The sequence below is a fragment of the Micromonospora reichwaldensis genome (genome assembly GCF_031845925.1).
Taxonomy (GTDB): domain Bacteria; phylum Actinomycetota; class Actinomycetes; order Mycobacteriales; family Micromonosporaceae; genus Micromonospora; species Micromonospora reichwaldensis.
In genome coordinates this window covers 203565-229166 of record NZ_JAVRFL010000007.1, presented here as the reverse complement: position 1 = coordinate 229166, position 25602 = coordinate 203565, and the positions used below count along the sequence as shown (strand labels likewise).

Sequence of the window (25602 nt, the reverse complement as noted above, 5' to 3'; positions counted from 1 at the left end):
CCCCCCGCCCTCACCTCACCAGCGCGTCGATCATGCAGTTGTGGTGGGTCATGAGGCGGCATCAAGGCGGATGAAACGGGCGCCAAAACTGCATGATCGACGCCGCGCTGGGCGACGCCGCGCTGGGCGACGCCGCGCTGGGCGACGCCGCGCTGGGCGACGCCGCGCTGGGCGACGCCGCGCTGGGCGACGCCGGGGATGGGGGCGGGGGCAGCGACGCCCCCGCTCGGCGGGGCCGGGCGGGGGCGTCGAGGTGGTGCGGGTCAGCCGAGGTCGACGGCCGGGTAGAGCGGGAAGCCGGTCAGCAGGTCGCTGGCCTGCTTGCTGATCCGGTCGGCGACGGCCGGGTCGAGGACGTACTTGGCCTTGGACGGGGTGCCGTCCGGGTTGGCGCCCGGCTTGGTCTGGCTGAGCACGGTGTGGATCAGCTCGGCCGTCTCGTCCATCTGCGCGGTGCCGAGACCCCGGCTGGTGAGCGCCGGGGTGCCGATCCGGATGCCGGAGGTGTACCAGGCGCCGTTCGGGTCCTGCGGGACGGAGTTGCGGTTGGTGACGATGCCCGAGTCGAGCAGCGCCTGCTCGGCCTGCCGGCCGGTCAGCCCGTAGCCGGAGACGTCGATCAGCACCAGGTGGTTGTCGGTGCCGCCGGTGACCAGCTTGCCGCCGCGCCGCAGCAGCCCCTCGGCGAGCGCCTGCGCGTTGTCGACGATCCGCTGCGCGTAGTCGGCGAAGTCGGGGCGGCGGGCCTCGGCGAGGGCGACGGCCTTGGCGGCCATCACGTGCGGCAGCGGGCCGCCGAGCACCATCGGGCAGCCCCGGTCCACCTGGTCGGCCAGCTCGGGCTGGCAGAGCACCATGCCGCCGCGCGGGCCGCGCAGCGACTTGTGGGTGGTGGTGGTGACGATGTGCGCGTGCGGCACCGGGTCGAAGTCGCCGGTGAAGACCTTCCCGGCGACCAGGCCGGCGAAGTGCGCCATGTCGACCATGAAGGTGGCGCCGACCGAGTCGGCGATCTCCCGCATGATCCGGAAGTTGACCTTCCGCGGGTACGCCGAGTAGCCGGCCACCAGGATCAGCGGCTTGAACTCGCGGGCCGCCTCGGCGACCTTGTCGTAGTCCACGAGGCCGGTGACCGGGTCGGTGCCGTAGCTGCGCTGGTCGAACATCTTGCCGGAGATGTTCGGCCGGAACCCGTGGGTGAGGTGGCCGCCGGCGTCCAGCGACATGCCGAGCATCCGCTGGTTGCCCAATTCCCGGCGCAGCGCGAACCAGTCCGCCTCGGTGAGGTCGTTGACCTGCCGCACCTGGGCCTTCTTCAGCGCCGGCGACTCCACCCGGTCGGCCAGGATCGCCCAGAACGCCACCAAATTGGCGTCGATGCCGGAGTGCGGCTGCACGTACGCGTGGGCGGCGCCGAACAGCTCCCGGGCGTGCTCGGCGGCGAGCGCCTCGACGGTGTCGACGTTCTGGCAGCCCGCGTAGAAGCGGCGCCCGACGGTGCCCTCGGCGTACTTGTCGCTGAACCAGTTGCCCATGGTCAGCAGGGTCGCGGGGGAGGCGTAGTTCTCGCTGGCGATGAGCTTGAGCGACTCGCGCTGGTCGGCGAGCTCGGCGCCGATGGCGTCGGCCACCCGGGGCTCGACGGCGCGGATCACCTCGAGGGCGCTGCGGAAGGCGGTGGATTCGGCGTTCAGCGACGACATGCGACCTCCAGTGACGTGCGGAAGGCCCAGGCGCTCGGCATGCGTCCTCATGACGGGACCGCTTCCCGATGGTTCTCCATCCCCACGCGCCAGTCACGGCCCGCGCCGATCCTACCGGGTCGACCCCGGCGGTCCCCGGCCCACCTCGCCCCGGCGGCGGGCCCCGGCGAGGTGGGCGGGTGCGGACGTGGGGGTTAGGCGGCCCGGGCCGGGGCACAGCACACCCGGGACGGGCTCGGGTGCGCGGGCCGCCCGCCGACGAGGGGAGTGACGAGCAGATGACCACATCGGGCACGGACCGGCCGTTCGCCGTGGTGACCGGCGCGTCCAGCGGCATCGGGTACGAACTGGCGGTCCAGTTCGTCGAGCACGGGTACGACCTGGTGATCGCCGCCGAGGACGACGGGATCGGCACCGTGGCGGAGCGGCTGCGGCGCGACGGGGGTCCGCGGGTGGATCCCGTCCGGGTCGACCTGACCCGCGCCGAGGGGGTCGAGGAGCTGGCGGCGGCGGTGGCGGCGGCCGGCCGCCCGGTCGACGCGCTGGCGCTCAACGCCGGGCGGGGCGCCGGTGGGGAGTTCGTCGGGGGCACCACCCTCGCGGACGAGCTGGCCGTCGTGGACCTGAACGTACGCTCGACGGTGCACCTGGCCAAGCTGCTGCTGCCCGCGATGGTGCGGCGCGGCGCCGGGCGGGTCCTGTTCACCTCGTCGATCGCCGCCACGATGCCGGGACCCTTCCAGGCCGTCTACAACGCGTCGAAGTCGTTCGTGCAGTCCTTCGCGGAGGCGCTGCGCAACGAGCTGAAGGACACCGGGGTGACGGTGACGTCGCTGATGCCGGGGCCGACCGACACGGAGTTCTTCGACCGTGCCGAGATGGCGGACACCCGGGTCGGCTCCGGGCGCAAGGACGACCCGCGGACCGTGGCCGAGCAGGGCTTCGCGGCGATGCTGCGGGGCGACCAGACGGTGACCGCGGGTTCGCTGCTCAACAAGGTGCAGACCGCCGCCGGCAAGATCGTCCCGGACAAGCTCAAGGCGGCGCAGCACCGCAGGATGGCCGAGCCTGGCTCCGGCAGCTGACCCCTTCCGGGTCCCGGCGGCGGGTCGTGCGGCCCGCCGCCGGCACGGGGGCCTCGCGGCCGGGCGCGCCGCTGCCTAGGATCAGCGGCATGGCGGGGGAGGACGGCGAGGGCGGCAGCCTGCTCGCCATCAGCGACCTGCACGTCGGTCACCGGGGCAACCGGGAGGTGGTCGAGGGGCTGCGCCCCGCATCGCCGCAGGACTGGCTGCTGGTCGCCGGGGACGTGGGTGACACCGTGGCCGACGTGGAGTGGGCCCTCGGCCTGCTCAGTCGCCGCTTCGCGAAGGTCGTCTGGGCGCCGGGCAACCACGAGCTGTGGACGCCGCCCGCCGACCCGGTGGCGCTGCGCGGGGCCGCGCGCTACGCGTACCTGGTGGACGCCTGCCGGCGGCTGGGCGTGCTGACCCCGGAGGACCCGTACCCGGTGTGGCGGGGGGCGGGCGGCCCGGTGCTGGTGGCGCCGCTGTTCCTGCTCTACGACCACAGCTGGCGCCCGGACGGGTTCGACACCCCCGAGGCGGCGCTGGAGGAGGCGTACCGGACGGGGATCGTGTGCACGGACGAGTTCCTGCTGCACCCCGACCCGTACCCGAGCCGGTCGGCGTGGTGCGCGGCCCGCGTCGCCGAGGCCGCGCGTCGGCTCGCCGAACGGGAGCCGGGGCTGCCGACGGTGCTGGTCAACCACTGGCCGCTGCTGCGCGAGCCGACCCGGGTGCTGCGCTACCCGATCTTCGCCCAGTGGTGCGGCACCGAGTCCACCGCCGACTGGCACCTGCGCTTCGACGCCGCCGCGGTGGTCTACGGCCACCTGCACATCCCCCGTACCACCTGGCACGACGGGGTGCGCTTCGAGGAGGTCTCGGTGGGCTACCCGCGGGAGTGGCGGCCCCGGGCCGCGCCCCCGGCGCTGCGGCGGATCCTGCCCGCGCCCCCGGCGTGACGACGGGCCCCGGCGCACCGGGGCCCGTGGAGGTTTCGTCCGCTCAGGCCGTCACGGCGTCCAGCGACTTCTTGATCGCCTTCGGGTCGGTCGGCTTGCGCGGTGCGTCCGCGCGCAGCGCGATCATCCGCTCGCCGATCTCCTGGAGCTGCTTACGGCCGAGGGCCTCGCGCACCTTCGGGAACCACTCCTGCTCCTCCTCCTCGACGTGGTGCAGGACGTTCTCGATCAGCACCGTGGTCTTGGCGTTGAAGCGCTCGTCGCCGGCGTCCATGGTGAACAGCTCGGCGCAGAGCACGTCGGCGACGTGGTGCTCCTCGTACGACTCGAGGATGTCGTCCTCCAGGTCGGGCAGGAGCTTGCGGACCTCCGGGTACATCACCTCGTTCTCGAGGTAGGTGTGGACCGTGAGGGCTTCCAGGATCTCGTTCACCAGCTTCTGCCGCCGCGCCGCCGGACCCTCCTCGGCATCCTGGAACGCCTTGAACAGGCGGCGCATCTCCTTGTGGTCCTCTTTCAACAGGACGATGGCATCGGTGGACACCGTTGACCTCCTCGCTCGGCTGACGACTTCTCCCGTACCCCCGGCGTGAGCAGCCAAAACGGGCAGGGCCCGGCGGTGAACCGCCGGGCCCTGCCACTGTCGTGCCGTGGTGTCAGCGCACCACGTTGTACGCGTTGACCATGCCGGAGCCGTAGAAGCCGTTGCGCTTGCCGCCGGAGCAGGTCGCGTCGTAGGCGTTCGGACCGGCCGCGATCAGCGGCACCGGGTTGTAGACGCCACCGGGGCAGGCGATCGCCTCGGTGGTGTTGCCCAGGAAGGCCGACAGCTGACCGGGCGTCATGCCCGGGTGCGCCGAGACGGCCAGGGCCGCCACGCCGGCGGCGTGCGGCGAGGACATCGAGGTGCCCTGCTTGTAACCCCAGCCGTTGGTCTTCGTGGTGGTGTTGTAGGTGGTGGACAGGATGCCGTCGGAGGGGGTCGAGCTGGCACCCCGGGTGCGGAAGCGGGTGTCGCCACCCGGCGCCGTCACCTCGACCACGCCCTGGCCGTAGGAGGAGTAGTAGCTCTTCTGCCCGGTCGGGCCGACCGCCGACACGGTCACCACACCCGGCGCCTCACCCGGCAGGATGAGGCAGGAGTTGGTGAGGTTCTCGCGCTCCTCGGGCGTCCCGTTGTTCGGGCTGCCCGTGTCGGTGATCTTGTGGGCGAGGTCCCAGTTGCTGTTACCCGCGGACGCCACGTGCAGCACGCCCTTGCCCTGCGAGTAACGCAGGGCCCGCTGGACCGCCTTCCACACCGGACGCTGGCGCGCGTCGTTGCGGCAGTTGAGCTGCCACGGGTCGATGTAGTAGCTGTTGTTGGTCACCTGCATGCCCTGCTCGGCGGCCCACATGAACCCGCAGACCGCGGCCTCCGGGTAGATGTAGCCGTCGTCGTTGACCACCTTGACGGCGGCCACCTTGACGCCCGGGGCGACCCCGGTCACGCCGACGCCGTTGACGGCGGCGGCGATGGTGCCGGCCACGTGGGTGCCGTGGTCGGAGGTGGTCGGGTTCCAGGCGGCCTCGGTGGTGTCGGAGACGCCACCGATGCAGGACGTGCTCTTGTTCTTCGCGATCTGGCTGGCCAGATCCGGGTGGCTGGAGGAGATGCCGCTGTCCAGCACGCCCACCACCACGCCGGCGTTGCCGGCGTTGACGGCGTGGGCCTGCGGGACGTCGATCATCGGCATGTCCCACTGCTGACCGAAGAGGGGCTCCTTGGTCGGGTCGGCGGTCGTGTTGGCCGGCTCGGCCGCGGAGACCTCGACGGTCTCGCCCTCGTCGAGGGCGCTGCCCAGGCCGGCGGTGGACGCCACCGAGTCGACGCCCGCGCCCGCCACGTCCGTGGCGAAGGCGGGGTTGGTCGACCGGACGACGAGCACGCCGATCTGGTCGTAGCTGGCCACCACGGTGCCCTTGGCGGCGGCCACGCGGGCCGCCGCCTTGTCGGTCTTGGCGCCCTGCGGAGCGAGCACCAGAAACGTGGTGTCCGGCCCGGCGGCCGACGCCGCCGGGGTCAGCCCGCCGGTGACGGCGAGGCCGACACCGAGCGTCACTGCGGACGCGGCAGCCAGTGTCTTGCGACGGAGGTTCTTCACACAGACTCCCAGGGGCTGTCTCCAGCCGGGGTACGCCCCCTGGCGGGGAGCGGCCGGCGGGAGGCGGGCGGAATGCACGCCTCCGCAACCACCAGCGCCGCGTGGTGAGCTGGCGTTACACGCCTGCGTGGGTCCCGGACAAAAGGTGTCAGACGGTCGCCAGGGTGTGGGGAATCTCGTCGAGCAGCTCCCGGGCGAGGAATCCGATCCGGCCGAACCGGGGGACCAGCCGCTGACCGCTGACCGCGTGGGCGAACGCCGCCCAGCACGCCGCCTGTGCCGGCTGCGCGCCCCGCGACAGCAGCCCGGCCAGCAGCCCGGCGCGGACGTCCCCGCTGCCGGAGGTGCCCAGTCCGGCGTCGCCGCTCTCCTCCCGCCAGCTCCGGCCGTCGGGGGTGGCGATGTGGCCGTAGAGCGACACCACCGCGTCGTACCGGCGGGCCAGCTCCGTCGCCTCGGCGTCGAGGTCGTCACCGGGCTCCCGGTCGAGCAGGTGCCGGGCCTCGGTGAGGTTGGGGGTGAGCACCACCGGCCGCCCGGACCCGACCAGCAGGTCCGGGGCGTGGCTGAGGGCCCCCAGGGCGTACGCGTCGAGCACCAGTGACGTCTCCGGACCGGCCGCGTCGAGCACCACGCGCAGCAGACGGCCGGTCTCGTCGATGTCCTTGAGGCCGGGGCCGACGGCCACCACGTCCGCCTCCGCCACCAGGTCGCCCAGCAGCTCGCCGGGCTGCCCCGCGACCGCCCCGTCGGCGGTCTCCGGCAGCCCCACCACCAGCGCCTCGGGCACCTGGATGCTCAGCGCGGCGGCGGTGGACTCGGCGGCGGCGAGCTGGAGCACCCCGGCCCCGGCCCGCAGCGCGGCCACCCCGGCGAGCAGCACCGCGCCGGGGGTGAAGCGCGAGCCGCCGACCACCAGCACCGTGCCCCGGGCCTCCTTGCCACCGGTCGGCACGGGCAGCGCCCAGTCCCGCAGCAGGCCGGGGGTGATCACCCGGGTGTCAGACCGGTTCGGCATGGACCTCGTCCTCCCTGGTCGGCCGGGCACCCTGCTCGTGCAGGTGGCCGACGTCGTTGAACACGTCCGGGGCCAGCCGGCCGTCGGCACCGGCGGACCACGCGGTGATCGAGCAGTTGGCGATGACGTGTTCGCGGGTCAACGCCATCAGCTCCGTCTCGGTGAGCCCCTCCACCAGGTAACGGGTCAGGAAGACCAGGGCGTCGTGGCCGAACAGCAGCACGCGCCGGCCCTCGTGGTCGCGGCGCAGGTCGCCGAGGAGGGCACGCAGGCGCAGCGCCACGTCGGTCCAGGACTCCCCGCCCGGCGGCCGGTAGTAGAACTTGCCGAGCCGGTCGCGGCGCGCCGCCTCCTCCGGGTGCCGCCGGCGCACCCCCTGCCCGGTCAGGCCGTCCAGGATGCCCAGCTCCCGGTCGCGCAGCCGTTCGTCGCGGGTGAGCGGGATCCCGGTGCCGGCCAGGGCCAGCTCGGCGGTCCGCACCGCCCGCAGGTACGGCGACACCACCGCCACGTCGGGCCGGCGGGCCTCGGGCAGCCCGGCCAGCCACCGTGCGGTGGCCCGCGCCTGCTCCTCCCCGGTGGGGCTCAACGGCACGTCCGCGTCCCGGTGGGTCAGGTCGATCAGCTCGGCGCCGGACGCCTCGGCCGCCGTGGCCGCCACGTTCGCCGTGCTCTCGCCGTGCCGGACGATCCAGAGCGTCGCCAGTTCCGCCATGCGGCAACCCCTACCCGGGGCACGCGCCGGGTAACCGCACCCGCTGGCCGACAGTGTCCGCTCCCACTGGAGACCGGCCGGTCCCGCCACCGGTTCCGTCCGCACCGGGCTCCGTGGGGCGGGGCCGGTGCGGTTCGATACGCCGGATGACACGGTGCGCCGGGCGGCCAGCCCCGAACCCGGCCGCCCGGCGCGACCGGTCACCGCCGGCGGGTCGGCGTGGCGCGGGCGACGCCGAGGACCTCCCGCCGGATCTCCTCCAGCCGGTCGGCCAGCTCACGCGGCCGGCTGAGGGCCACGGGATGCCCGCCGTCCATCTCGTCGGGCGTGACGCCCAGCCGGTCGGACACCAGCCGGCGGAGGAAGTCGATCGGGAAGAAGCGGTCCCCCCGGCAGAGCAGCGCCCGGGTCGGCACCTCGGGCCAGGCGCCGAGCGGCCAGGGCCTGCCGAACGGCGTCCCCGACTGGTCCCGGGCGTTCGCCGTGGCCTCCTCGACCAGCGGCGGCGGCAGCTCGTGGAAGAAGATGACGCCGGGGTCCCCGTCCTGCTCCGGCGTCCAGCCCTCGCGCTCGGCCTGGACCTGCCTGGCGTGCGCGTAGCCGGTGTTCTCCCACCACTCGCCCGGCGACTCACCGGGCGAGGGCACCATCGGGGTCAGCAACACGAGCAGCTCGGCGTCGACGCGGTCGCACACCAGCGGGCCGGTGAACGCACCGAACGACTGGGCCACGACGACCAGGTCCGTACGGTCTCCGATGGCCCGGACGGCGGCGTCGGCGTACTCCGTCAGTCCCGCCGAGTCGTCGGCGCACGGCAGGTCGACCGCCACCACGTCGTGCCCCCGGTCCCGCAACTGGCCTGCCAGGAGGTGCCAGTACCAGGGCCCGCTGCCCGCGGGGGGAATCAACACGTAGGTCGCCATGGTCAGCGCTGCTCCAGTTCCGTCGGGTGGCCGACGACCCGCGCGGGCATCCGGTCACGATGCCCGGTCCCGTGGTGTCGATCGTCGTACCGGTCGTGGTGCCGCCACCACTGCTGCGGGTATTCCAGCTCCGCCTCCTGCCGGCCCAGCGCCGTCAGGTCGAGGTAGTTGTAGGTGTTGATCAGCGCGTCGCCGCCGCGGGAGAAGGCCGAGTAGGTGTGGAACACGTCCCCGCCGTCGCGCAGGAACACGCTCAGCCCGGAGCACTCCGCGTCGCCCCTGGTGGCCCCGAAGTCGGGATTGAAGTCCCCACCGAAGGACGAGAACCAGGCGACCGTCCACCCCATCCGCCGCCGGAACGGCTCGATCCTGGCCAGCGGTGCCCGGGACACCAGCACCAGCCTGGTGTCCCGGGCGTGCAGGTGAGCCGGGTGGCCGAGGTTGTCGACCTGCAGGGAGCAGCCGACGCAGCCCTCGTCCCAGTCGGGATGGAACATGAAGTGCCGGACGATGAGCTGACGACGGCCGTCGAACAGGCCCGGAAGGTCCACCGGGCCGTCCGGAGACCCGAAGACGTACTCCTTGTCGATCCGGACCATCGGCAGCCGGCGCCGTTGGGCGCTCAACGCGTCGCGTGCCCGCGTCAGCTCCTTCTCCTTGACGAGCAGCTCCGCACGGGCCGTCTCCCACTCGTCCCGGCTGACAACTCTCCGCTGGGTCATGCTGGTTCGCTCCTGCCTCTGTCTCCCGGGTGCGTCAGCGGCGCGCCGCCACCGCCGGCCGCCCTGGTTGAGACGGTCGGGGCACGGCGAACTCATCGCCGCCGCCGTGGTCACCGGGTCAGCGGCAGCCCGAAGGCCGCAAAGACGCGGGGCGGGAACGCGGTCACCTCCACGATCTCGCCACCCTCGATGCGGAGCACGTCGAGGCCCAGCGCCCGGTAGCGGGCCCGGCCCGGCTCACGCACGTAGCCGGCGACGGCGGGCTGGCGGTTTGCCCGGATGGGCACGTGACACCAGTCCTTCCCGCCGGCGGGTCCGACCAGCGCGGGGGCCCAGCACTCGACGATCGCGGCCCGTCCCTCGTACCAGGTCGGTTCGGGTGGCATGGTGAAGCGGGCGTCCTCACTCAGCAGCGCCGCCAGTGCCGTCAGGTCCCCGCGTTCGGTGGCCTCCACGTACCGCTGGAGCACCGCCCGTTCCTCATGGCTCGGATCGGTCGTCGTCGACCACTCCATCCGTCGTCGCGGCAGGTGCTGCCGGAGGGTGGCGCGCGCCCGCTGGAGGGCGCTGTTGACCGCGGCGACCGTGCCGTCGAGCAGCGCGGCGGTGTCGGCCGCCGGCCAGCCGAGCACGTCGCGCAGGATGAGCACCGCCCGCTGCCGGGACGGCAGGTGCTGGATCGCGGCGAGGAACGCCAGCTCGATGGTCTCCTTCGCCACCAGTGCGGTGTCCGGCTCGCCGTCGGACGGCGCGGCCGGATCGAGCAACCGGTCCGGGTACGGCTGGAGCCAGGGGACCTCCACCTGCGGCAACGAGGTCCGGCCCGGCTTGGCGGCGCGGGACACGGTCGGCACGACGAGCGGACGTGGCTGCCGGTGACGGCGGTCGAGGAAGTCGAGGCAGGCGTTGGTCGCGATCCGGTAGAGCCAGGCCCGCACCGTGGACCGGCCCTGGAAGGTCTCCCGCCTGCGCCAGGCCCGCAGGAACGTCTCCTGCACGAGGTCCTCGGCGTCGTCGAACGAGCCGAGCATCCGGTAGCAGTGCACCTGCAACTCCCGCCGGTGCCGATCGGTCAGCTCCGCGAACGCCTGTGCGTCGCCCTCCCGGACGGCGTCACCCACCGTTCTCTCGCCGACCCCGCCCGGTCCCGTGCCACCTTCACCCACGAACCGTCCTCCGTCCTGTCCACCCGATCATCGCGTGCCGCCGTCCGGAGATATGACGACCGGCGGACGACGGAGTCATCGCCCCGGGGCGTCCGATCTCGGAGGAGACCGTCGACCAGGTCCGCCGGGAGGCGCCGGGACCCGCCGCCGGGCGTGATCGGTGCCGGGCCGGGTAAGCGTCGCCTCCACCGATCACCGAGACGGGGAGGTGCGCCATGGGCACCATGGTCACAGGGTTGGCGAGCCCGGTGATGGACCAGAACTACGACCTGATCCACGTGTTGCAGGAGTCTTTGCAGCACATCGGGCGGTTGGAGACGTACATCGCCGACGCCGACGCGCGGGGCGACACGGAACTGGCCACCTGGTTCCGGAAGATGCAGGAGAACAACCGCAGGGCAAGCGAACAGGGCAAGAAGATGCTCATGGCGCGCCTCCAGGAGGAGATGAGCTGACCCCGCGTGGAGGGTGTAAGGAAGGGCCCCTTGTTAACGCATAGCGTTAACAAGGGGCCCTTCCTTACACCCGGCGTGGGGCGCGGCGGGTGGGCGGGCGGTTACGGTGTGGGCGTGGCGACGCCGGCAGAGGAGATCCAGGTGGGGGAGCGGCTGGTGCGCGTCTCCAGCCCCGACAAGCCGTACTTCCCGGAGCTCGGGCTGACCAAGCGGGACGTGGTGTCCTACTTCCTCGCCGTCGGCGACGGCATCCTGCGCGCCCTGCGGGACCGGCCGACCATGCTGGAGCGGTGGCCGCGCGGCGTGTTCGAGGGGGCGAAGATCGGCACCCGGCAGGACAACCGGGGCGACGCCTTCTACCAGAAGCGGCTGCCGGCGGGCGCGCCCGACTGGGTACGCACCGCCCACATCACCTTCCCGAGCGGGCGTACGGCCGACGAGGTCGCGCCGGGCGAGCTGGCGGTGGTGATCTGGGCGGCCAACCTCGGCACGCTGCGGTTCCATCCGTGGCCGGTCTCCGCCGCCGACGTCGAGCGGCCCGACCAGCTGCGCATCGACCTGGACCCGATGCCGGGGGTGGGCTTCGACCAGGTGGTGCCGGTGGCCCACGAGGTACGCGCGTTCCTGACCGAGCTGGGGCTGACCGGCTACCCGAAGACCACCGGCGGACGGGGCCTGCACGTCTACCTCTCCATCGAGCCCCGGTGGAGCTTCGGCGACTGCCGGCGCGCGGTGCTGGCGCTGGGCCGGGAGATGCAACGCCGGCTGCCGGAACTGGTCACCACCACATGGTGGCGCGAGCAGCGGGACCGGCCGATCTTCGTCGACTACAACCAGATGTCCCGGGACCACACGATGGCCTCGGCGTACTCGATCCGTCCCACCCCGCAGGCGCTGGTCTCCGCGCCGCTGGACTGGTCGGAGCTGGACGACGCCCGGCCGGAGGACTTCGCCGTCACCACGATGCCCGCCCGGTTCGCCGAGCGCGGCGACCCGCACGCCGGCCTCGACGACCGGCGGTTCTCCCTGGAGCCGCTGCTGGAACTGGCCGACCGGGAGGGGCTGGAGGCCCCACCGGAGCGCTGAGCGGGGAGACCGCCGCGCCGGTTCACTCCCACGGGCTGCGTTCGCCGTCGAACTCCTCGAAGACCAGCCAGGTGCGCGTGGAGAGCACGCCGGCGATGCTCTGCACCCGACCCAGCACCACGTCGCGCAGGGTGGCGTTGTCCGGCGCCCGGACCAGGGCCAGCACGTCGTGGTCGCCGCCGAGCAGGGCGGCGTGCTCGATGTAGCGGACCCGGGCCAGCTCCGCCGACACCTCCCGCCAGGTGTTCTGTTCGATCTTCAACGCGATGTACGCCGAGGTGCCCAGCCCCGCCGCCTCGGGCGCGACCTGGGCCCGGAAGCCGGTGATCACCCCGTCGCGCAGCAGCCGCTCGACCCGGGCGTACGCGTTGGTGCGGGAGATGTGGATGCGCTCGGCGAGGGTGCGCACCGACGTGCGGCCGTCGCGGACCAGCTCGTCGAGGATCCGCCGGTCCACGTCGTCCAACGGTCGCGCCGAACGTCCCGTTCCGGCCACCGGCTCCGCCGCGCCCCCGGACTCCTGGCTCATCTCGCCGCCTGTCCCATGCCATCCGTCCCGCGTTTGTCCTGGATCTTGAGTCAATCATCCGACAGCAGGAGCATAGGCCCACCACACGTCCAGGAGGTCCCGCCGTGACGACCACACCCGAGGCGGTCCGCAGGGCATCCCCGCGCAGCCGTCGGAAGGCCACCCCACCCGACTCGGCCACGCCGCTGCTCCCGGCCACCGAGCCCGTCCGCCTGCTCGATCCGACCGGCACGCCACTGCGCGCCCCCGCCGACTACCCCGAGCCGCCCGTCGAGGCGCTCGTCGAGATGCACCGGCGGATGGTCGTCGGCCGCCGCTTCGACGTCCAGGCCACCGCCCTGACCAAGCAGGGCCGGCTGGCCGTCTACCCGTCCTCGCGCGGCCAGGAGGCCTGCCAGGTCGGCGCCGTCCTCGCCCTGCGCGACACGGACTGGGTCTTCCCGACCTACCGGGAGTCGATGGCCCTGGTCTCCCGGGGCATCGATCCGGTCGAGGTGCTGACCCTGCTGCGCGGGGACTGGCACTGCGGCTACGACCCCGCCGAGCGGCACACCGCCCCGCAGTGCACCCCGCTGGCGACCCAGTGCGTGCACGCCGCCGGGCTGGCCTACGGCGAGGCGTACCAGGGGCGCGACACCGTCGCGCTGGCGTTCATCGGTGACGGGGCGACCAGCGAGGGCGACTTCCACGAGGGCGTCAACTTCGCCGCCGTGTTCAAGGCCCCCGTCGTCTACTTCGTGCAGAACAACCGGTACGCCATCAGCGTCCCGCTGTCGCGGCAGACCGCCGCGCCGTCGCTGGCGTACAAGGGCGTGGGCTACGGCGTGCCCAGCGAGCAGGTCGACGGCAACGACCCGGTCGCCGTGCTCGCGGTGCTCACCCGCGCGGTGGAGCACGCCCGTTCCGGCAAGGGCCCGTTCCTGGTCGAGGCGCACACCTACCGGATGGAGGCGCACACCAACGCCGACGACGCGAGCCGCTACCGCGACGGCGCCGAGGTCGAGGCGTGGCGGGACCGGGACCCGGTGGCCCGGCTGGAGACGTACCTGCGGGCCCGGGGCGCGCTCGACGACGCCGCCGTCGCCGCGGTCGCCGAGGAGGCCGAGGCGTACGCCGCCGACCTGCGCACCCGCATGAACACGCAGCCGACGGTCGACCCGATGAGCCTCTTCGCGCACGTCTACGCCGAGCCCACCCCACAGCTGGTCGAGCAGCGCGAGCAGGTCCGCGCCGAGCTGGCCGCCGCCCAGGACGAGGAGGGTGAGCGCTGATGGCCGCCCTGACCATGGCGAAGGCGCTCAACGCCGCGCTCGCCGACGCGATGCGCGACGACGACCGGGTGGTCGTCTTCGGCGAGGACGTCGGGGCGCTCGGCGGCGTCTTCCGGATCACCGACGGCCTCCAGGCCCGCTTCGGCGACAAGCGCTGCTTCGACACGCCGCTCGCCGAGGCCGGCATCGTCGGCTTCGCCGTCGGCATGGCCATGTCCGGGCTGCGCCCGGTCGTCGAGATGCAGTTCGACGCGTTCGCCTACCCGGCGTTCGAGCAGATCGCCTCGCACGTGGCGAAGCTGCGCAACCGCACCCGGGGCGCGCTCAGCGTGCCGATCGTGATCCGGGTGCCGTACGCCGGCGGCATCGGCGGCGTCGAGCACCACTGCGACTCCAGCGAGGCCTACTACGCGCACACCCCCGGCCTGAAGGTCGTCACCCCGGCCACGGTCGAGGACGCGTACTCGCTGCTGCGCCAGGCGATCGACGATCCCGACCCGGTCGTGTTCATGGAGCCGAAGAAGCTCTACTTCTCCAGCGGCGAGGCGGAACTGCCGGCCAGCACCGCGCCGATCGGCCGGGCGGTCGTGCGTCGCCCCGGCCGCGACGCCACCCTCGTCGCGTACGGGCCGGCGGTGCCGGTGGCGCTGGAGGCCGCCGAGGCAGCCCGCGAGGAGGGCTGGGACCTGGAGGTCCTGGACGTGCGCAGCATCGTGCCGTTCGACGACGAGACCGTCACCGCGTCGGTCCGGCGTACCGGCCGGTGCGTGGTGATCCAGGAGGCGCAGGGCTTCGCCGGGGTGGGCGCCGAGATCGCCGCCCGGGTGCAGGAGCGCTGCTTCCACGCCCTGCACGCCCCGGTGCTGCGGGTGTCCGGGCTGGACATCCCGTACCCGGCGCCGATGCTGGAGCACACCCACCTGCCGTCGGTGGACCGGATCCTCGACACGGTGGCCCGGCTCCAGTGGGACGACCAGCCCGACGGGCGCTGGCTGAGCCGGGGGAGCGCGGCGTGACCGCCGTGGACGGTGCGCAGGTCTTCCTCCTGCCCGACCTGGGCGAGGGGCTGAGCGAGGCCGAGATCGTCGAGTGGCGGGTCGCCGTGGGCGACGTGGTCACGGTGGACCAGAGCGTCGTGGAGGTGGAGACCGCCAAGGCCGTCGTCGACGTGCCCTGCCCGTACGCCGGGCGGGTCGTGGCGCTGCACGGCGCGGCGGGTGAGACCCGCCCGGTCGGCCAGCCGCTGATCACCATCGCGCCCCTGGACGGCGACGGCGGGGCCGGCGACGAGCCCGCCGCGCACGCCACCTACCGCGAGGAGGAGCGGGCCGGCTCCGGCAACGTCCTCATCGGGTACGGCACCGGCCACGGCGGCGCGGGGCGGCGGCGTCGCCGGCCCCGTCTCGTGGCCGCGCCCGATCCCGCCCCGGCGGCTCCCGCCCCGGCGGCTCTGCCGGCGGCTTCCGCCCCGGCGACGACGCCCGCCCCGGCGACGACGCCCGCCCCGGCGGCGACGACTGCGGCCGGCGCGGCCGACCACCCGCGCGGCGCGGCGGCGCCCCTGGTCATCTCGCCGATCGTGCGCCGGCTGGCGCGCGAGCACGGGCTCGACCTGGCCGCCCTGCGCGGCACCGGCCCCGGCGGCGTGGTGCGCCGGGCGGACGTGGAGGCCGCCGCGGCCCGGGCGGCGACGCCGGCCGCCCGGTTGGCCGCGGTGCCCGACGAGCCCGTCGCGTCGGCGGTCTCCGGCGCCGAGGACCTGGTCGTCCCGCTGACCGGCATCCGCAAGGTGATCGCCGACAAGCTCTCCCGCAGCCGGCGGGAGATCCCCGAGGTGACCATCTGGGTGGACGTGGACGCCACCGGGCTGCTGGAGACCCGGGCGGCGATCAACGCGGCGACCCCGGACGCGCCGGTGAGCATCCTGGCCCTGCTGGCCCGGATCTGCCTGTCCGGGCTGCGCCGGTACCCGCAACTCAACGCCCGGGTCGACACCGAGGGCCAGCGGATCGTCCAGTCCGCCGGGGTGCACCTGGGCATCGCCGCCCAGACCGACCGAGGGCTGGTCGTGCCGGTGCTGCGGGACGCGCAGCGGCTGACCACCGCCGAGCTGGCCGCCGAGCTGACCGCGACCACCGCGGCCGCCCGGGCCGGCACGCTGCCCCCGGCCCGGCTGACCGGCGGCACGTTCACGCTCAACAACTACGGCGTCTTCGGCGTCGACGGCTCCACCCCGATCATCAACCACCCGGAGGCGGCGCTGCTCGGGGTGGGACGGATCGTGGACAAGCCCTGGGTGGTGGACGGGCAGCTCGCCGTACGGAAGGTGACGCAGCTCAGCCTGACCTTCGACCACCGGGTCTGCGACGGCGGGGTGGCCGGCGGCTTCCTGCGGCACGTCGCCGACTGCGTCGAGCGGCCGGCGGTGCTGATCGCCAACGTCTGACCCCGGACGCGACGGTCCCGGCTCCGCCTCCCGGCGGCGCGGGGGCCGTCGCCGTCGCGGCAGGCGTTTCCCCGAAGACGGGCCGGGAATGCGGGCCGGGCAGTTTCGCCGAGGGGAGGACGAGGTGGCGTATCCGGACACGCCCTCCGCCGGCGGCGTGCGCCGTCACGCGGTGGCCGGCGCCCCGCTGCTCTGCGACGCCCGGGAGCACGGCCTGGTCGGCGACGGGACGGCCAACGACCAGCCGGCGCTCGCCGCGCTGGTGGACCGGCTCGGCGACGCGTACGCCGCCGACGGCCGGGCCCGGATCATCTACTGCCCGCCCGGGGTCTACTCGATGCGGGACTCGGGCACCGTGTGGCGCAGCGGGGTGTCGCTCGTCGGCGCCGGTCCGGGGGCGACCCGCTTCGTGCTCAGCAACTCGGGCAACCGGGCCGATCCGGCGCCGCTGGCCTTCTACACCGCGCTCGAGCACGGCGCCGACCGGAACCGGCACCTGGCCGACTGCACCTTCGCCGACTTCGAGATCGACGGCTCGGGAGTGGCGTCGGCGGACTACAACCCGCTGGCCAAGGGACTCGGGTTGCAGTACGTCGTGCGGGGCACCTTCCGCAACCTGTACATCCACCACACCGCCGCCACCGGCCTGGGCTGCGACTTCCTCCAGGACTGCCTGATCGAGGGGGTGCTGGTCGTCGGGTGCGGGCGGCTGGACAGCGGCACCGAGATGGGCGGCGCCGGCATCGGCGTCGGCATCGGCGGCTGGGGCAGCGTCGAGCGGTTCAACATCGTCAACTGCAGCGCGGTGGCCAACGCCACCAACGGCATCTTCCTGGAGCTGCAGGAGGCGGACCACCTGCGCCCACGGGGCGTACGGATCATCGGCTGCCACGCCCAGGGCAACCGCTTCGGCATCTCCGACTGGGGCGCCAACGGCCTGATCGTTTCCTCCTGCACCATGACGGGGAACCTGGAGGCGGGCTTCCACGTCTCGGCGAAGGGCACCACGCACACCGCCGGGCGGGGCGGCATCCTCACCGACTGCGTCATCGACGGCAACCTGCGCGACGGGGTCAGCATCGGCAACACCCCCGGCCCGTACACGATCCGCGGCAACCGGATCAGCGGCAACGGCCGGTACGGCTACCACCAGCGCAACCTCGGCGGGTCCGAGGAGCGGATCGCCGAGGAGATCGTCATCGAGAGCAACGACTTCTACGGCAACAGCGCCGACGCCATCCGCATCGACCGTCCGGTCCGCGACGCCTTCCTGGTCGCCAACCGGATCCGGAACAACGGGCGGCAGTGGGCGCCGGCGACGAGCGGACACGGGGACTCGGTGCGCTACACCGAGAAGTCGGTGGTGAACCGGCGGGCGACCTGGCCGAACGACGGCCACCGGGGCAAGGTGGTGCGGGTCGGCGAGCGCATCGCCGTGGTGGCGGCCAACGACGACACCGAGCTCACCCTCGCGCCGATCCGGCCGGACTCCCCGAGCGGGTGGAGCGGGGCCACTCCGGCGCCGGGCACCGCGTACGAGCTGTCCGCCGGGCCGCCGGTGCGGGCCGGCATCGCGATCAACGCGGCCGTCGAGTCGGCCACCATCCGGGGGAACCGGATCTGGGACAACCGGGAGCCGAGCACCCAGAACCACGGACTGTGGGTGACCGGGCAGGGCAGCTGCGTGGACTGCCGGGTCGAGGACAACGACTTCGTTGGCAACGCGGACTCCGCCCTCCGGCTGGACACCCCACCGGTCGGCGGCCGGTGGGAACGCAACCACGGCTGACGGCAGTGCGCCGACACCGACGACGCCATGGCCCCGAACCGGGACGGGGCGGGAGTCCGGGGGCCGCCGGTGGGCGCGCCGGACGATTCCGGACGGACCCGGAAACCGGCGCGTGCGGCCCTTTTCCGTGCAGTGCGGGAATCGCTTCCCATAATTGCTTTCGCAATTCCGTGGAAATTGCGCGTCCACCCGGCGCGGCGTGGAGAGAATGTGGCTGAGGACACCAGACAACGGGGGGACGCATCATGGAGTTGAGGCGGCGACTGACGGTGCTGGCCGTGACCATCGCGGCCGCGCCGTTGGCCCTCGGCGGGTGCACCGCCGACCGCAAGCCGGGTGCCCGGCCGGCCGAGGGGCAGGCGGCGGCGCCGGAGTTGACCGTGACGCCCACCGACCGCGCGCGCGAGGTGCCGATCACCGCCGAGGTGGGAACCGCGGTCAGGAACGGGAAGGTCACCGCCGTGCGGATCACCGACGACAAGGGCGCGCAGGTCGCGGCGGAGCCCCGGGAGGACGGCTCGGGCTGGGTGCCGAAGGCGCCCCTGAAGCCGCGGCGCACCTACACCGCGGAGGTGACCGCCACGGGCGACTCGGGCACGACGACGACCCGGAAGACCACCTTCACCACGATGCCGAAATCGACGAAACCGGAAATCACCAGCACGTTGTACTTCGCCGGTGATCGGACGTACGGGACCGCGATGCCGGTGACCGTGGCATTCGACCCACCCATTCCCAAAGAGGCCAGGGACGACGTTCAGCGCCGATTGTTCGTGAAGACGGATCCGCCGCAGCCGGGCGCCTGGTCGTGGGTGTCCGACGGCAGTCAGGCCTATTACCGGGCCCCCGATTTCTGGCGCCCGGGGACCCGCATCAGCGTCCGGGCCGGGCTGGAGGGCCTGCCGATCGGCAAGGACCGGGTCGGCGACTCCGACCGCACCGCCACGTCGAAGATCGGCCGGCAGGTGGCCCTGGAGATCGACAACGCGACCAAGCAGATGTCCGTGCTGCGCGACGGCAAGGTGGTCCGCAGGATCCCGGTCAGCATGGGCAAGCCGAGCACGCCGACCTCCAGCGGCAAGATGGTGATCATGGAGAAGCACGATTTCACGACGTTCGACACCCGGGGCTCGGCCGACCCCTACGTGGTCGACGTCGAGGACGCCCAACGACTCACCTGGGGCGGCGAGTTCATCCACGCGGCGCCGTGGTCGGTGGGGGACCAGGGCAACACCAACGTCTCGCACGGCTGCACCAACGTCTCCAACGAGGCCGCGGACTGGCTGATGGGCGTCACCCAGGTCGGCGACCTGGTCACCATCAAGGGCACCGAGGTCGAGCTGACCGAGGGCAACGGCTGGACGGCCTGGAACGTCAGCTGGGACGAGTTCGTCAAGGGCAGCGCGCTGCCCGTGCCGGCCGGGCTGCGGCCGTCCCCGTCGGCCGTGCCGCACCCCGGTGCGGTGGCCGGGGGCTCGCCGGCGCCAGCGCCGTCCGTCCGCGGCGGCTGACCCGACCGTACGCACACCCGGGGGACCGGTCCGCCGCCACGCGGGGCCGGTCCCCGGCGCGTCGATCGCACCGGGGCGTTCCCCGCCGACCCCGCCACACGGGCCGGTTCCCGGCGCGGTGGTCGCACCGGCGTTTCCCGCCGACCCGTCCGGCGTCGCGGCTCAGCCCAGCGGCACCCGGGCCACCCCGGGGCCCGTGAGGCTGCCCAGCCACAGGTGGTCGCCGTGCTGGCGGACGCCGGTGACCATGTCGTAGGTCCCGCGCGGGCCGTGCAGGGTCCGCAGCACCCGCCCCTCGCCGTCGACGAGGGCCACCAGGCCGTAGCGCAGCGGCTTCGGCTGCACCGCCGCCGGCAGCACCGCCACCAGCTGCCGCAGCCGGGGGTGGGGCAGCAGCCGCTCGACCACCGGCACGCGGGGGCTGGGCAACGCGATCCAGTACGTCCCGTCGCCCACCGGGGTCAGGTTGTCCGGGTACGCCGGCAGGTCGGCCAGCACGGTGACCGCGCCGTCGGCCAGCGCGACCCGCACCAGTCGATGGGCGGCGGTCTCGACCAGCATCAGCGCCGACTCGTCCGGGGTGAGCGCGAGCCCGTTGGGGAAGTAGAACCCGGCGCGGACGACGTCGGTGCGCCCGCTGCGCGGGTCGTACGCCAGCACCCGCCCGTTGGGCCGGTGCTCCAGCAGGTCGTGCTTCCAGTGCGAGAGCGGGAAGCGGTCGGACGAGTCGGTGAAGTAGACCGTGCCGTCGCGGGCGACGGTGGCGTTGTCGGCCAGGTGCGCCCTGGCCCCGAGGCCGCCCAGCTCGTGCACCGCACCGTCGCCGGTCACCCGCAGCAGCCCCCGGTACGCGTCGCAGACCACGAGGCTGCCGTCGAGCGGGTCGACCTCCACGCCCAGCGGCCGGCCCCCGGTGTCGGCGAGCGGCCGGGGCCGGGTGCCGGGAGGCGCGTCGACCGGCCACCACCAGAGCCGGCCGTCCTCCGTCCCGCTGACCACCCGGCCGGACGGGTCGACGACCACGTCCTCCGGGCCCGACACCCCGTCGGGCAGGGGCAGCAGCTCCACCGAGTCGAGCCGCCGGTCGGCGGGCGTCCACGGCCCGTCGAGCGGCGGCGGGACCGTGGCGGGCTCGCGGACGGGGCGGATCAGCCGGGGCGCGCGGCGGCGGCGGGGAGCGACCATCGGCTCATTCTCGCCCGCCGATGTGCAGCCCGCAGGCCCCCGTCGCGTCATCCCTGAGGGGGATCCGGGAGTCTCGGGGTATGACCCTGGGCGTACCCGGATCCGGTCCCTCAGCAGGGCGGAAATGTCGGTGGCGGGGGATAGGTTCGTCGCATGGGACAGCGCGACGACCGGCTCCACGTGGACATCACCGTGGCCGACCACGAGGTGGAGGTGCGGGCGACCGGCGAGGTCGACATCGCCACGGTCGCCGCGTTCCGCTCCGCGCTCTGGGCCGCCCCGGCCCGGCCCGTTCTCCGGCTGGATCTCTCCGGCGTCCGCCTGCTCTCCGCAGCCGGGGTGCGGGCGCTGGTCGCCGCGCACCTGCGCGTGCGTGCCCGAGGGGGTGAGCTGGTGCTGGTCCGCCCCGACCCGGTGGTCGAGCGGGTGCTGCGGGCCACCGGCCTGCACCGGGTCATCCCGATCGTGGACCCGTGCGCCGACCGGGAGCTGGTGCCCTGCTGACCTCCGGCGCCCGAGGTCCAGGGGCACCGTGACGTGCAACGCTTCGACTGGGAGCCCGCCCAGCCAGTGCACCGACGTTGGCAGCGGGCCGGTGCCGACGGCGTCGTCGACCGTCCGCACCGGCCCGTTGCCCGGCGGTTCGCCGTGCACTGAAGCGGTGCACCGTCCGTTCGGAGGATCATCCCCCGCCCGGCGGTGCCCGACCGCTCAGTGGGTCATCCTCCGCTCAGCGGACGCCGAGCAGGTCGACGACGAAGACCAGGGTCTCGCCCGGCTTGATGACGCCGGCGGCACCCCGGTCGCCGTAACCCAGGTGCGGCGGGATGGTCAGGCGGCGCCGGCCGCCGACCCGCATGCCCACGACGCCCCGGTCCCAGCCGGAGATGACGTGACCAGCGCCGAGCTGGAACTCGAACGCGTCACCCCGGTTCCACGAGGAGTCGAACTCGCGACCGTTGGAGTGTGCGACCCCCACGTAGTGGACGCTGGCCAGCTGCCCCGGCTGGGCCTCCGGCCCCTCGCCGACGGTGATGTCCTCGATGACGAGGTCGGCGGGCGGCGCGCCCTCGATCGGACCCACCTCGGGCTTGCCCGAGCGGGCGCCTGCTGCCTGGTTCATTCGGGAGTCTCCTACCGTTTCGGTCCTGATGTCCGTCACCCGAGATCCTGCCCGATGGCGTCCGACCGATGTGTGGCGGTCCCGGCGCACGCGTCGCGGCCGGCCCTCGGGGCGACGGCGTGACGCGGTGGGCACGCCGAGCGGGCGTCACCGGTGGTGACGCCCGCCGAGGGGGAGATACCGCGCCGGGTCAGCGCAGCCAGGGGAACCGCCGCACGATCGGGAGCTTCGCCCACGTCGCGCCCAGGCCGAGGGTCGCGCCGGCGTTGACCAGTGCGAGACCGACCAGCAGCGCCGCGTTGATCAGGTGCTCGTCCATGAAGGGGTTGTTCTCGGGAGGCAGGACGACCGTCCACATCATCACGTAGAGCACCGCTCCCGCGACGGCGGCGATCCGCATCCCGATGCCGAGCAGCAGCGCGACGCCGATCGCGGCCAGGCCGGCCATGAAGAGCACGTCCGCCCAGGCGGCCCCGGCGATGCCCTGGTAGAAGTCCGTAAACGGGCCGGCCGCGCCGAAGGTCAGGAAGCCCTTGGTGGGGCTGCCGCCGTTGATCCAGGCGTTCTTCGCCTCGGTGGCGAACCCCAGACCGAAGACCTTGTCCAGGAACGCCCAGAGGAAGGTCCACCCGAGGGCGATCCGGATGCCGGCGAAGATGTACCGGGCGGCCCGTTCCCTGGGGGTCTCGCCGACGTGCCGGGTCTCCGCCACCGCAGCGTCGGTCCCGACGGTGGTGCGCTCGATCGTCGCGGCCATTGTCTCCACGTCCCTTCGTGTGCCTCGCACCGCGCTTTCCGGTGGCATCTCCATTGGACGCCCGCCGGCGCCGGGCGGGCAGGGCCGACCGGGCCCCACCGGAGGGGGACCTTGGACCCCTTCCGCACCGGTCCGTACGGCCGTGCCGGTCCGGTCCGGCGGCCCTGACCGGCGGCCCGCCGCGGTCGTAGCGTCGCGGTGGGGAACGACAGGGAGGTCGTGATGAGGACGTGGCAGGTGGGCGACGTGATGACCCGGGAGGTCACGACGGTGGGGGAGGAGACCCCCTACCGGGAGATCGTCGACGCGGTGGTCCGGCGGGGCATCAGCGGGGTACCCGTGGTGGACGGCTTCCGTCGGGTCCTCGGCGTGGTCTCCGAGTCGGACCTGCTGCACAAGGTCGAGCGGGCCGGCCACCCGGACGAGCGGCGGGTCTTCGAGGGGCGACGACGCCGCACCGCCCGGGAGAAGGCCGAGGCGCTGCTGGCGCGTGACCTGATGACCGCCCCGGCGGTGGCGACCTGGCCGGAGGCGACGATCTCCGCCGCGGCCCGGCAGATGGACCGGGAGTCGGTCAAGCGGCTGCCGGTGCTCGACGACCTGGGCCGGCTCGTCGGCATCGTCACGCGCGGTGACCTGCTGCGGGTGCACCTGCGCACCGACGCGGAGATCCGCGAGGACGTGGTGCAGGAGGTGCTGCGCCGGGTGCTCGCGGTGCGGGACGGGCTGGTCACCGTCCGGGTGCGCGGGGGTGAGGTGACGCTCGACGGCCGGTTGGACCGGCGCAGCGCCGTCGAGTTGGCGGGCCGGCTCGCGGGGCAGGTCAGCGGCGTGGTCCGGGTGACCAGCACCCTCGCCTACGACGTCGACGACACCACCCTCGCCGACCTGGACCCGGCCCGGATCACCCCGGTGGCCTGACGTCCGGGCCCGCCCGGCCCGCCTGACATCCGGGCGGGCCGGGCGCGCCTGACATCCGGTCGGGCCGGGCGCCTGAAGCCCGGACGGGTTGGACCCGTCGGCGGCGCGAACTGTCCGGCCCGCCGGGCATCGAACCGTCCCGTCGACGGCATCGACTTGCCCGGACCGCCGCCGGCCGGTGGGCGGCTCGCCTAGGCTCGGGATCGGACGTGCTCCGGGCCCGCCGCCGGGCCGCCGAGGGCGCACCCGCGCCGCATGCCGGTGGGGGCGTATCCGCGCCGCAGGCCGTCGGGAACCATGCGAGCCGGACCGGGCCGCGCGTCGGGAGCGGAGCCGCCGTCGGGGATGCGGAGGACGCCGGGTGGACGAGGCGACGTTCGCGGCACCCCTGTGGGCCTGGGCGGCGGTGGGCGCGGTCATCGCCGTCATGCTCGCCGTGGACCTGCTCTCCCACCGCGACAACCACGTCATCGAACTGCGCGAGGCGCTGCTGTGGAGCGGCGTCTGGATCACCGCGGGGCTCACCTTCGGCCTGGTCGTCTGGCTGTGGCGGGGCGGCGAGCCGGCCGTGGCGTACTTCTCCGGCTACCTGTTGGAGAAGGCGCTCTCCGTCGACAACGTCTTCGTCTTCGCGCTGCTGTTCGGGTACTTCCGGGTGCCGGCCGCGTACCAGCACAAGGTGCTCTTCTGGGGGGTCGTCGGTGCGCTCGCGTTCCGGCTGGCCTTCATCTTCGCCGGCGCCGAACTGCTGGAGCGGCTGACCTGGGCCGGCGTCGTGCTCGGCGCCTTCCTCATCTGGACGGGGTGGCGACTCGCGGTACGCGGTGAGCCGGACGTCGACCCCGACCGCAACGTCGTGGTGCGGGCGTTCCGGCGGCTGGTGCCCACGGAGCCGGGCTACCACGGCGGCCGGTTCACCGTCCGGGTCGACGGCCGGCGCAGTGCCACCCTGCTGCTGGTGGCGCTGGTCGCGATCGAGGCCACCGACGTGGTCTTCGCGATCGACTCGGTGGCGGCGATCCTGGCCATCACCACCGACACGTTCCTCGTCTGGACGGCTACCGCGTTCGCCGTGCTCGGCCTGCGCAGCCTCTACTTCTGCCTGGCGGGGCTGCTGCGGCACTTCGGCTACCTGCGGTACGGGCTGGCCTTCCTGCTGGCCTTCGCCGGGGCGAAGCTGATCCTGGCCGAGACGCCGGTCGGGAAGCTGCCGGTCTGGTCGACCCTCGCGGTGGTGGTGCTGACGCTGTCCGTCGCGATCGGGTGGAGCATGGTCGCCGCCCGTCGGGAACGGCGCCGGCGGGCGGGCGGGTGACCGGTCGAGGTGGGGGCGCGGCGGTCAGCCCGGGTGTACGACCGGGTCGGCGAGCTGGGCGGAGAGCACGGCGGGCGCTTCGGCGAGCGACGGGCCGTACCAGGTCAGGTGCCTGCCGGAGAGCAGGGCGCAGGGGGTGCCGGGGAACGCCTCCGGCCCGTCCTCGGCGGTGAAGCGGTACGGCTCGTCGGGCAGCACCACCAGCTCCGGCGCGCGGGCGCGCAGCGCGTCGAGGCCCGGCCGGGGATAGCGCTCGACGTCGTCGGCGTACGCGTTGGTGACGCCGAGCCGGCGCAGCACGTCACCGGCGAAGGTGTCAGCGCCCAGCACCACCCACGGTCGCCGCCAGACCGGCACCACCGCCCGGCGGGACGGCCGGGCGGTGGGCAGCCCGGCCCACGCGCCGCGGGCCTCGGCGAGCCACTCCGGTTCGGCCGGGGCGCCCAGGTCGCGGAGCAGGTCCGCCAGCTCGGTCAGCGCCTCGTCGACGGTACGCGGATAGGTCACCCGGACCGGCACGCCGGCGGCGGTCAGCGCGTCGGCGTCCTCCCGGCGGTTCTCCTCGACGTTGAGCAGGACCAGGTCGGGGCGCAGCGCGCGCACCCGGTCCAGGTCCGGGTACTTGCTCCCGCCGACCCGCGCCACGTCCAGCCCGGCCGGGTGGGTGCACCAGTCGGTGGCGCCGACCAGCAGACCCGGCAGGGTCAGGGCGACGGCCTCGGTCAGCGACGGCACCAGCGAAACGACCCGCACCCCGCGTACCTCCCCTGTCCCGTGCGCCGACCACCGGCGTACCG

General features: G+C 73.8%; 25 protein-coding genes and 1 riboswitch. Of the genes, 12 read left to right on the top strand and 13 right to left on the bottom strand.

Annotated elements, in window-relative coordinates; genetic code table 11:
• Positions 1 to 263 precede the first annotated feature (263 nt).
• The gene (locus RM555_RS08555; protein WP_311411219.1) at positions 264 to 1703 is read right to left on the bottom strand and encodes a glycine hydroxymethyltransferase; all 1440 of its coding nucleotides are present in this window, start codon (positions 1701 to 1703) and stop codon (positions 264 to 266) included.
• 17 nt (positions 1704 to 1720) lie between these two features.
• A riboswitch (ZMP/ZTP riboswitch) is annotated at positions 1721 to 1810 on the bottom strand.
• Positions 1811 to 1981: 171 nt separating this feature from the next.
• On the opposite strand from RM555_RS08555, the gene RM555_RS08550 reads away from it, so the two are divergent.
• Positions 1982 to 2788, top strand: coding sequence for an SDR family NAD(P)-dependent oxidoreductase (locus RM555_RS08550; RefSeq protein WP_311411218.1), 807 nt, complete (start codon positions 1982 to 1984; stop codon positions 2786 to 2788).
• An 89-nt stretch (positions 2789 to 2877) separates the two neighbouring features.
• Positions 2878 to 3729, top strand: a complete 852-nt coding sequence (locus RM555_RS08545) for a metallophosphoesterase family protein (RefSeq protein WP_311411217.1) — start codon at positions 2878 to 2880, stop codon at positions 3727 to 3729.
• A 43-nt stretch (positions 3730 to 3772) separates the two neighbouring features.
• Here the strand turns inward: RM555_RS08545 and RM555_RS08540 are convergent, their stop codons facing one another.
• The 7 genes from RM555_RS08540 to RM555_RS08510 form a co-directional block, all read right to left on the bottom strand.
• Positions 3773 to 4273, bottom strand: coding sequence for a hemerythrin domain-containing protein (locus RM555_RS08540; RefSeq protein ID WP_132234652.1), 501 nt, complete (start codon positions 4271 to 4273; stop codon positions 3773 to 3775).
• A gap of 112 nt (positions 4274 to 4385) precedes the next feature.
• On the bottom strand, positions 4386 to 5873 hold the full coding sequence (locus tag RM555_RS08535) for a S8 family peptidase (protein ID WP_311411216.1): 1488 nt from the start codon (positions 5871 to 5873) through the stop codon (positions 4386 to 4388).
• Positions 5874 to 6021: 148 nt separating this feature from the next.
• A complete protein-coding gene (locus tag RM555_RS08530; protein ID WP_311411215.1) occupies positions 6022 to 6891 on the bottom strand; it encodes an NAD(P)H-hydrate dehydratase in 870 nt (289 codons plus the stop codon).
• Complete coding sequence (locus RM555_RS08525; RefSeq protein WP_311411214.1) at positions 6875 to 7606, bottom strand: histidine phosphatase family protein; 732 nt, start codon at positions 7604 to 7606, stop codon at positions 6875 to 6877. Before RM555_RS08525 ends, RM555_RS08530 begins: the two co-directional genes overlap by 17 nt.
• Positions 7607 to 7806: 200 nt before the next feature.
• Positions 7807 to 8529 (bottom strand): alpha/beta hydrolase, encoded by a 723-nt coding sequence (locus tag RM555_RS08520; RefSeq protein ID WP_311411213.1) that lies wholly within the window; start codon positions 8527 to 8529, stop codon positions 7807 to 7809.
• Between the two features lie 2 nt (positions 8530 to 8531).
• Positions 8532 to 9251 carry a DUF899 domain-containing protein gene (locus RM555_RS08515; RefSeq protein ID WP_311411212.1) on the bottom strand — a complete coding sequence of 240 codons (720 nt, stop codon included), beginning with the start codon at positions 9249 to 9251 and terminating at the stop codon, positions 8532 to 8534.
• A gap of 110 nt (positions 9252 to 9361) precedes the next feature.
• Positions 9362 to 10372, bottom strand: coding sequence for a sigma-70 family RNA polymerase sigma factor (locus RM555_RS08510; RefSeq protein WP_311411211.1), 1011 nt, complete (start codon positions 10370 to 10372; stop codon positions 9362 to 9364).
• Positions 10373 to 10641: 269 nt separating this feature from the next.
• On the opposite strand from RM555_RS08510, the gene RM555_RS08505 reads away from it, so the two are divergent.
• The gene (locus tag RM555_RS08505) at positions 10642 to 10872 is read left to right on the top strand and encodes a hypothetical protein (RefSeq protein ID WP_311411210.1); all 231 of its coding nucleotides are present in this window, start codon (positions 10642 to 10644) and stop codon (positions 10870 to 10872) included.
• 114 nt (positions 10873 to 10986) lie between these two features.
• On the top strand, positions 10987 to 11958 hold the full coding sequence (locus RM555_RS08500; RefSeq protein ID WP_311411209.1) for a DNA polymerase domain-containing protein: 972 nt from the start codon (positions 10987 to 10989) through the stop codon (positions 11956 to 11958).
• A 22-nt stretch (positions 11959 to 11980) separates the two neighbouring features.
• Here the strand turns inward: RM555_RS08500 and RM555_RS08495 are convergent, their stop codons facing one another.
• Positions 11981 to 12487: an Lrp/AsnC family transcriptional regulator gene (locus RM555_RS08495; RefSeq protein WP_132234638.1), complete on the bottom strand. Its 507-nt coding sequence runs from the start codon at positions 12485 to 12487 to the stop codon at positions 11981 to 11983.
• A 104-nt stretch (positions 12488 to 12591) separates the two neighbouring features.
• On the opposite strand from RM555_RS08495, the gene pdhA reads away from it, so the two are divergent.
• The 5 genes from pdhA (at position 12592) to RM555_RS08470 (ending at position 19504) form a co-directional block, all read left to right on the top strand.
• On the top strand, positions 12592 to 13758 hold the full coding sequence (gene pdhA / locus RM555_RS08490; protein WP_311411208.1) for a pyruvate dehydrogenase (acetyl-transferring) E1 component subunit alpha: 1167 nt from the start codon (positions 12592 to 12594) through the stop codon (positions 13756 to 13758).
• The gene (locus RM555_RS08485) at positions 13758 to 14774 is read left to right on the top strand and encodes an alpha-ketoacid dehydrogenase subunit beta (RefSeq protein WP_311411207.1); all 1017 of its coding nucleotides are present in this window, start codon (positions 13758 to 13760) and stop codon (positions 14772 to 14774) included. The genes pdhA and RM555_RS08485 overlap by 1 nt, the downstream gene beginning before the upstream one ends.
• The gene (locus RM555_RS08480) at positions 14771 to 16204 is read left to right on the top strand and encodes a dihydrolipoamide acetyltransferase family protein (protein ID WP_311411206.1); all 1434 of its coding nucleotides are present in this window, start codon (positions 14771 to 14773) and stop codon (positions 16202 to 16204) included. Before RM555_RS08485 ends, RM555_RS08480 begins: the two co-directional genes overlap by 4 nt.
• 88 nt (positions 16205 to 16292) lie before the next feature.
• The gene (locus RM555_RS08475) at positions 16293 to 17993 is read left to right on the top strand and encodes a right-handed parallel beta-helix repeat-containing protein (protein WP_396888716.1); all 1701 of its coding nucleotides are present in this window, start codon (positions 16293 to 16295) and stop codon (positions 17991 to 17993) included.
• 245 nt (positions 17994 to 18238) lie between these two features.
• Positions 18239 to 19504 (top strand): L,D-transpeptidase, encoded by a 1266-nt coding sequence (locus RM555_RS08470; protein WP_311411204.1) that lies wholly within the window; start codon positions 18239 to 18241, stop codon positions 19502 to 19504.
• Between the two features lie 162 nt (positions 19505 to 19666).
• Here RM555_RS08470 and RM555_RS08465 read toward each other — a convergent pair whose 3' ends face one another.
• On the bottom strand, positions 19667 to 20689 hold the full coding sequence (locus RM555_RS08465) for an SMP-30/gluconolactonase/LRE family protein (protein WP_311411203.1): 1023 nt from the start codon (positions 20687 to 20689) through the stop codon (positions 19667 to 19669).
• A 153-nt stretch (positions 20690 to 20842) separates the two neighbouring features.
• On the opposite strand from RM555_RS08465, the gene RM555_RS08460 reads away from it, so the two are divergent.
• Entirely contained in the window at positions 20843 to 21193 is a 351-nt protein-coding gene (locus RM555_RS08460; protein ID WP_311411202.1) for an STAS domain-containing protein, read from the top strand.
• Positions 21194 to 21419: 226 nt separating this feature from the next.
• On the opposite strand, the gene RM555_RS08455 is transcribed toward RM555_RS08460, so the two are convergent.
• Positions 21420 to 21812, bottom strand: coding sequence for an FKBP-type peptidyl-prolyl cis-trans isomerase (locus RM555_RS08455; RefSeq protein WP_311411201.1), 393 nt, complete (start codon positions 21810 to 21812; stop codon positions 21420 to 21422).
• A gap of 190 nt (positions 21813 to 22002) precedes the next feature.
• A complete protein-coding gene (locus RM555_RS08450) occupies positions 22003 to 22578 on the bottom strand; it encodes a DoxX family membrane protein (protein ID WP_311411200.1) in 576 nt (191 codons plus the stop codon).
• A gap of 213 nt (positions 22579 to 22791) precedes the next feature.
• Here RM555_RS08450 and RM555_RS08445 point away from each other — a divergent pair, with 213 nt between their 5' ends.
• Together RM555_RS08445 and RM555_RS08440 are read left to right on the top strand one after the other, a co-directional pair.
• A complete protein-coding gene (locus RM555_RS08445) occupies positions 22792 to 23490 on the top strand; it encodes a CBS domain-containing protein (protein WP_311411199.1) in 699 nt (232 codons plus the stop codon).
• 361 nt (positions 23491 to 23851) lie between these two features.
• The gene (locus RM555_RS08440) at positions 23852 to 24805 is read left to right on the top strand and encodes a TerC family protein (protein ID WP_311411198.1); all 954 of its coding nucleotides are present in this window, start codon (positions 23852 to 23854) and stop codon (positions 24803 to 24805) included.
• Positions 24806 to 24829: 24 nt separating this feature from the next.
• On the opposite strand, the gene RM555_RS08435 is transcribed toward RM555_RS08440, so the two are convergent.
• The gene (locus RM555_RS08435; protein ID WP_311411197.1) at positions 24830 to 25558 is read right to left on the bottom strand and encodes a helical backbone metal receptor; all 729 of its coding nucleotides are present in this window, start codon (positions 25556 to 25558) and stop codon (positions 24830 to 24832) included.
• Between the last annotated feature and the right edge of the window lie 44 nt (positions 25559 to 25602).

What these genes read in the sequence shown, in the direction of transcription:
- RM555_RS08455 (WP_311411201.1), bottom strand. Translation starts at nt 21,812, where the DNA reads ATGAACCAGGCAGCAGGCGCCCGCTCGGGCAAGCCCGAGGTGGGTCCG.
- RM555_RS08460 (WP_311411202.1), top strand. Translation starts at nt 20,843, where the DNA reads ATGGGACAGCGCGACGACCGGCTCCACGTGGACATCACCGTGGCCGAC.
- RM555_RS08475 (WP_396888716.1), top strand. Translation starts at nt 16,293, where the DNA reads ATGCGGGCCGGGCAGTTTCGCCGAGGGGAGGACGAGGTGGCGTATCCG.
- RM555_RS08545 (WP_311411217.1), top strand. Translation starts at nt 2,878, where the DNA reads ATGGCGGGGGAGGACGGCGAGGGCGGCAGCCTGCTCGCCATCAGCGAC.
- RM555_RS08445 (WP_311411199.1), top strand. Translation starts at nt 22,792, where the DNA reads ATGAGGACGTGGCAGGTGGGCGACGTGATGACCCGGGAGGTCACGACG.
- RM555_RS08520 (WP_311411213.1), bottom strand. Translation starts at nt 8,529, where the DNA reads ATGGCGACCTACGTGTTGATTCCCCCCGCGGGCAGCGGGCCCTGGTAC.
- RM555_RS08515 (WP_311411212.1), bottom strand. Translation starts at nt 9,251, where the DNA reads ATGACCCAGCGGAGAGTTGTCAGCCGGGACGAGTGGGAGACGGCCCGT.
- RM555_RS08550 (WP_311411218.1), top strand. Translation starts at nt 1,982, where the DNA reads ATGACCACATCGGGCACGGACCGGCCGTTCGCCGTGGTGACCGGCGCG.
- RM555_RS08470 (WP_311411204.1), top strand. Translation starts at nt 18,239, where the DNA reads ATGGAGTTGAGGCGGCGACTGACGGTGCTGGCCGTGACCATCGCGGCC.
- RM555_RS08485 (WP_311411207.1), top strand. Translation starts at nt 13,758, where the DNA reads ATGGCCGCCCTGACCATGGCGAAGGCGCTCAACGCCGCGCTCGCCGAC.
- RM555_RS08525 (WP_311411214.1), bottom strand. Translation starts at nt 7,606, where the DNA reads ATGGCGGAACTGGCGACGCTCTGGATCGTCCGGCACGGCGAGAGCACG.
- RM555_RS08465 (WP_311411203.1), bottom strand. Translation starts at nt 20,689, where the DNA reads ATGGTCGCTCCCCGCCGCCGCCGCGCGCCCCGGCTGATCCGCCCCGTC.
- RM555_RS08505 (WP_311411210.1), top strand. Translation starts at nt 10,642, where the DNA reads ATGGTCACAGGGTTGGCGAGCCCGGTGATGGACCAGAACTACGACCTG.
- RM555_RS08555 (WP_311411219.1), bottom strand. Translation starts at nt 1,703, where the DNA reads ATGTCGTCGCTGAACGCCGAATCCACCGCCTTCCGCAGCGCCCTCGAG.
- RM555_RS08530 (WP_311411215.1), bottom strand. Translation starts at nt 6,891, where the DNA reads ATGCCGAACCGGTCTGACACCCGGGTGATCACCCCCGGCCTGCTGCGG.
- RM555_RS08495 (WP_132234638.1), bottom strand. Translation starts at nt 12,487, where the DNA reads ATGAGCCAGGAGTCCGGGGGCGCGGCGGAGCCGGTGGCCGGAACGGGA.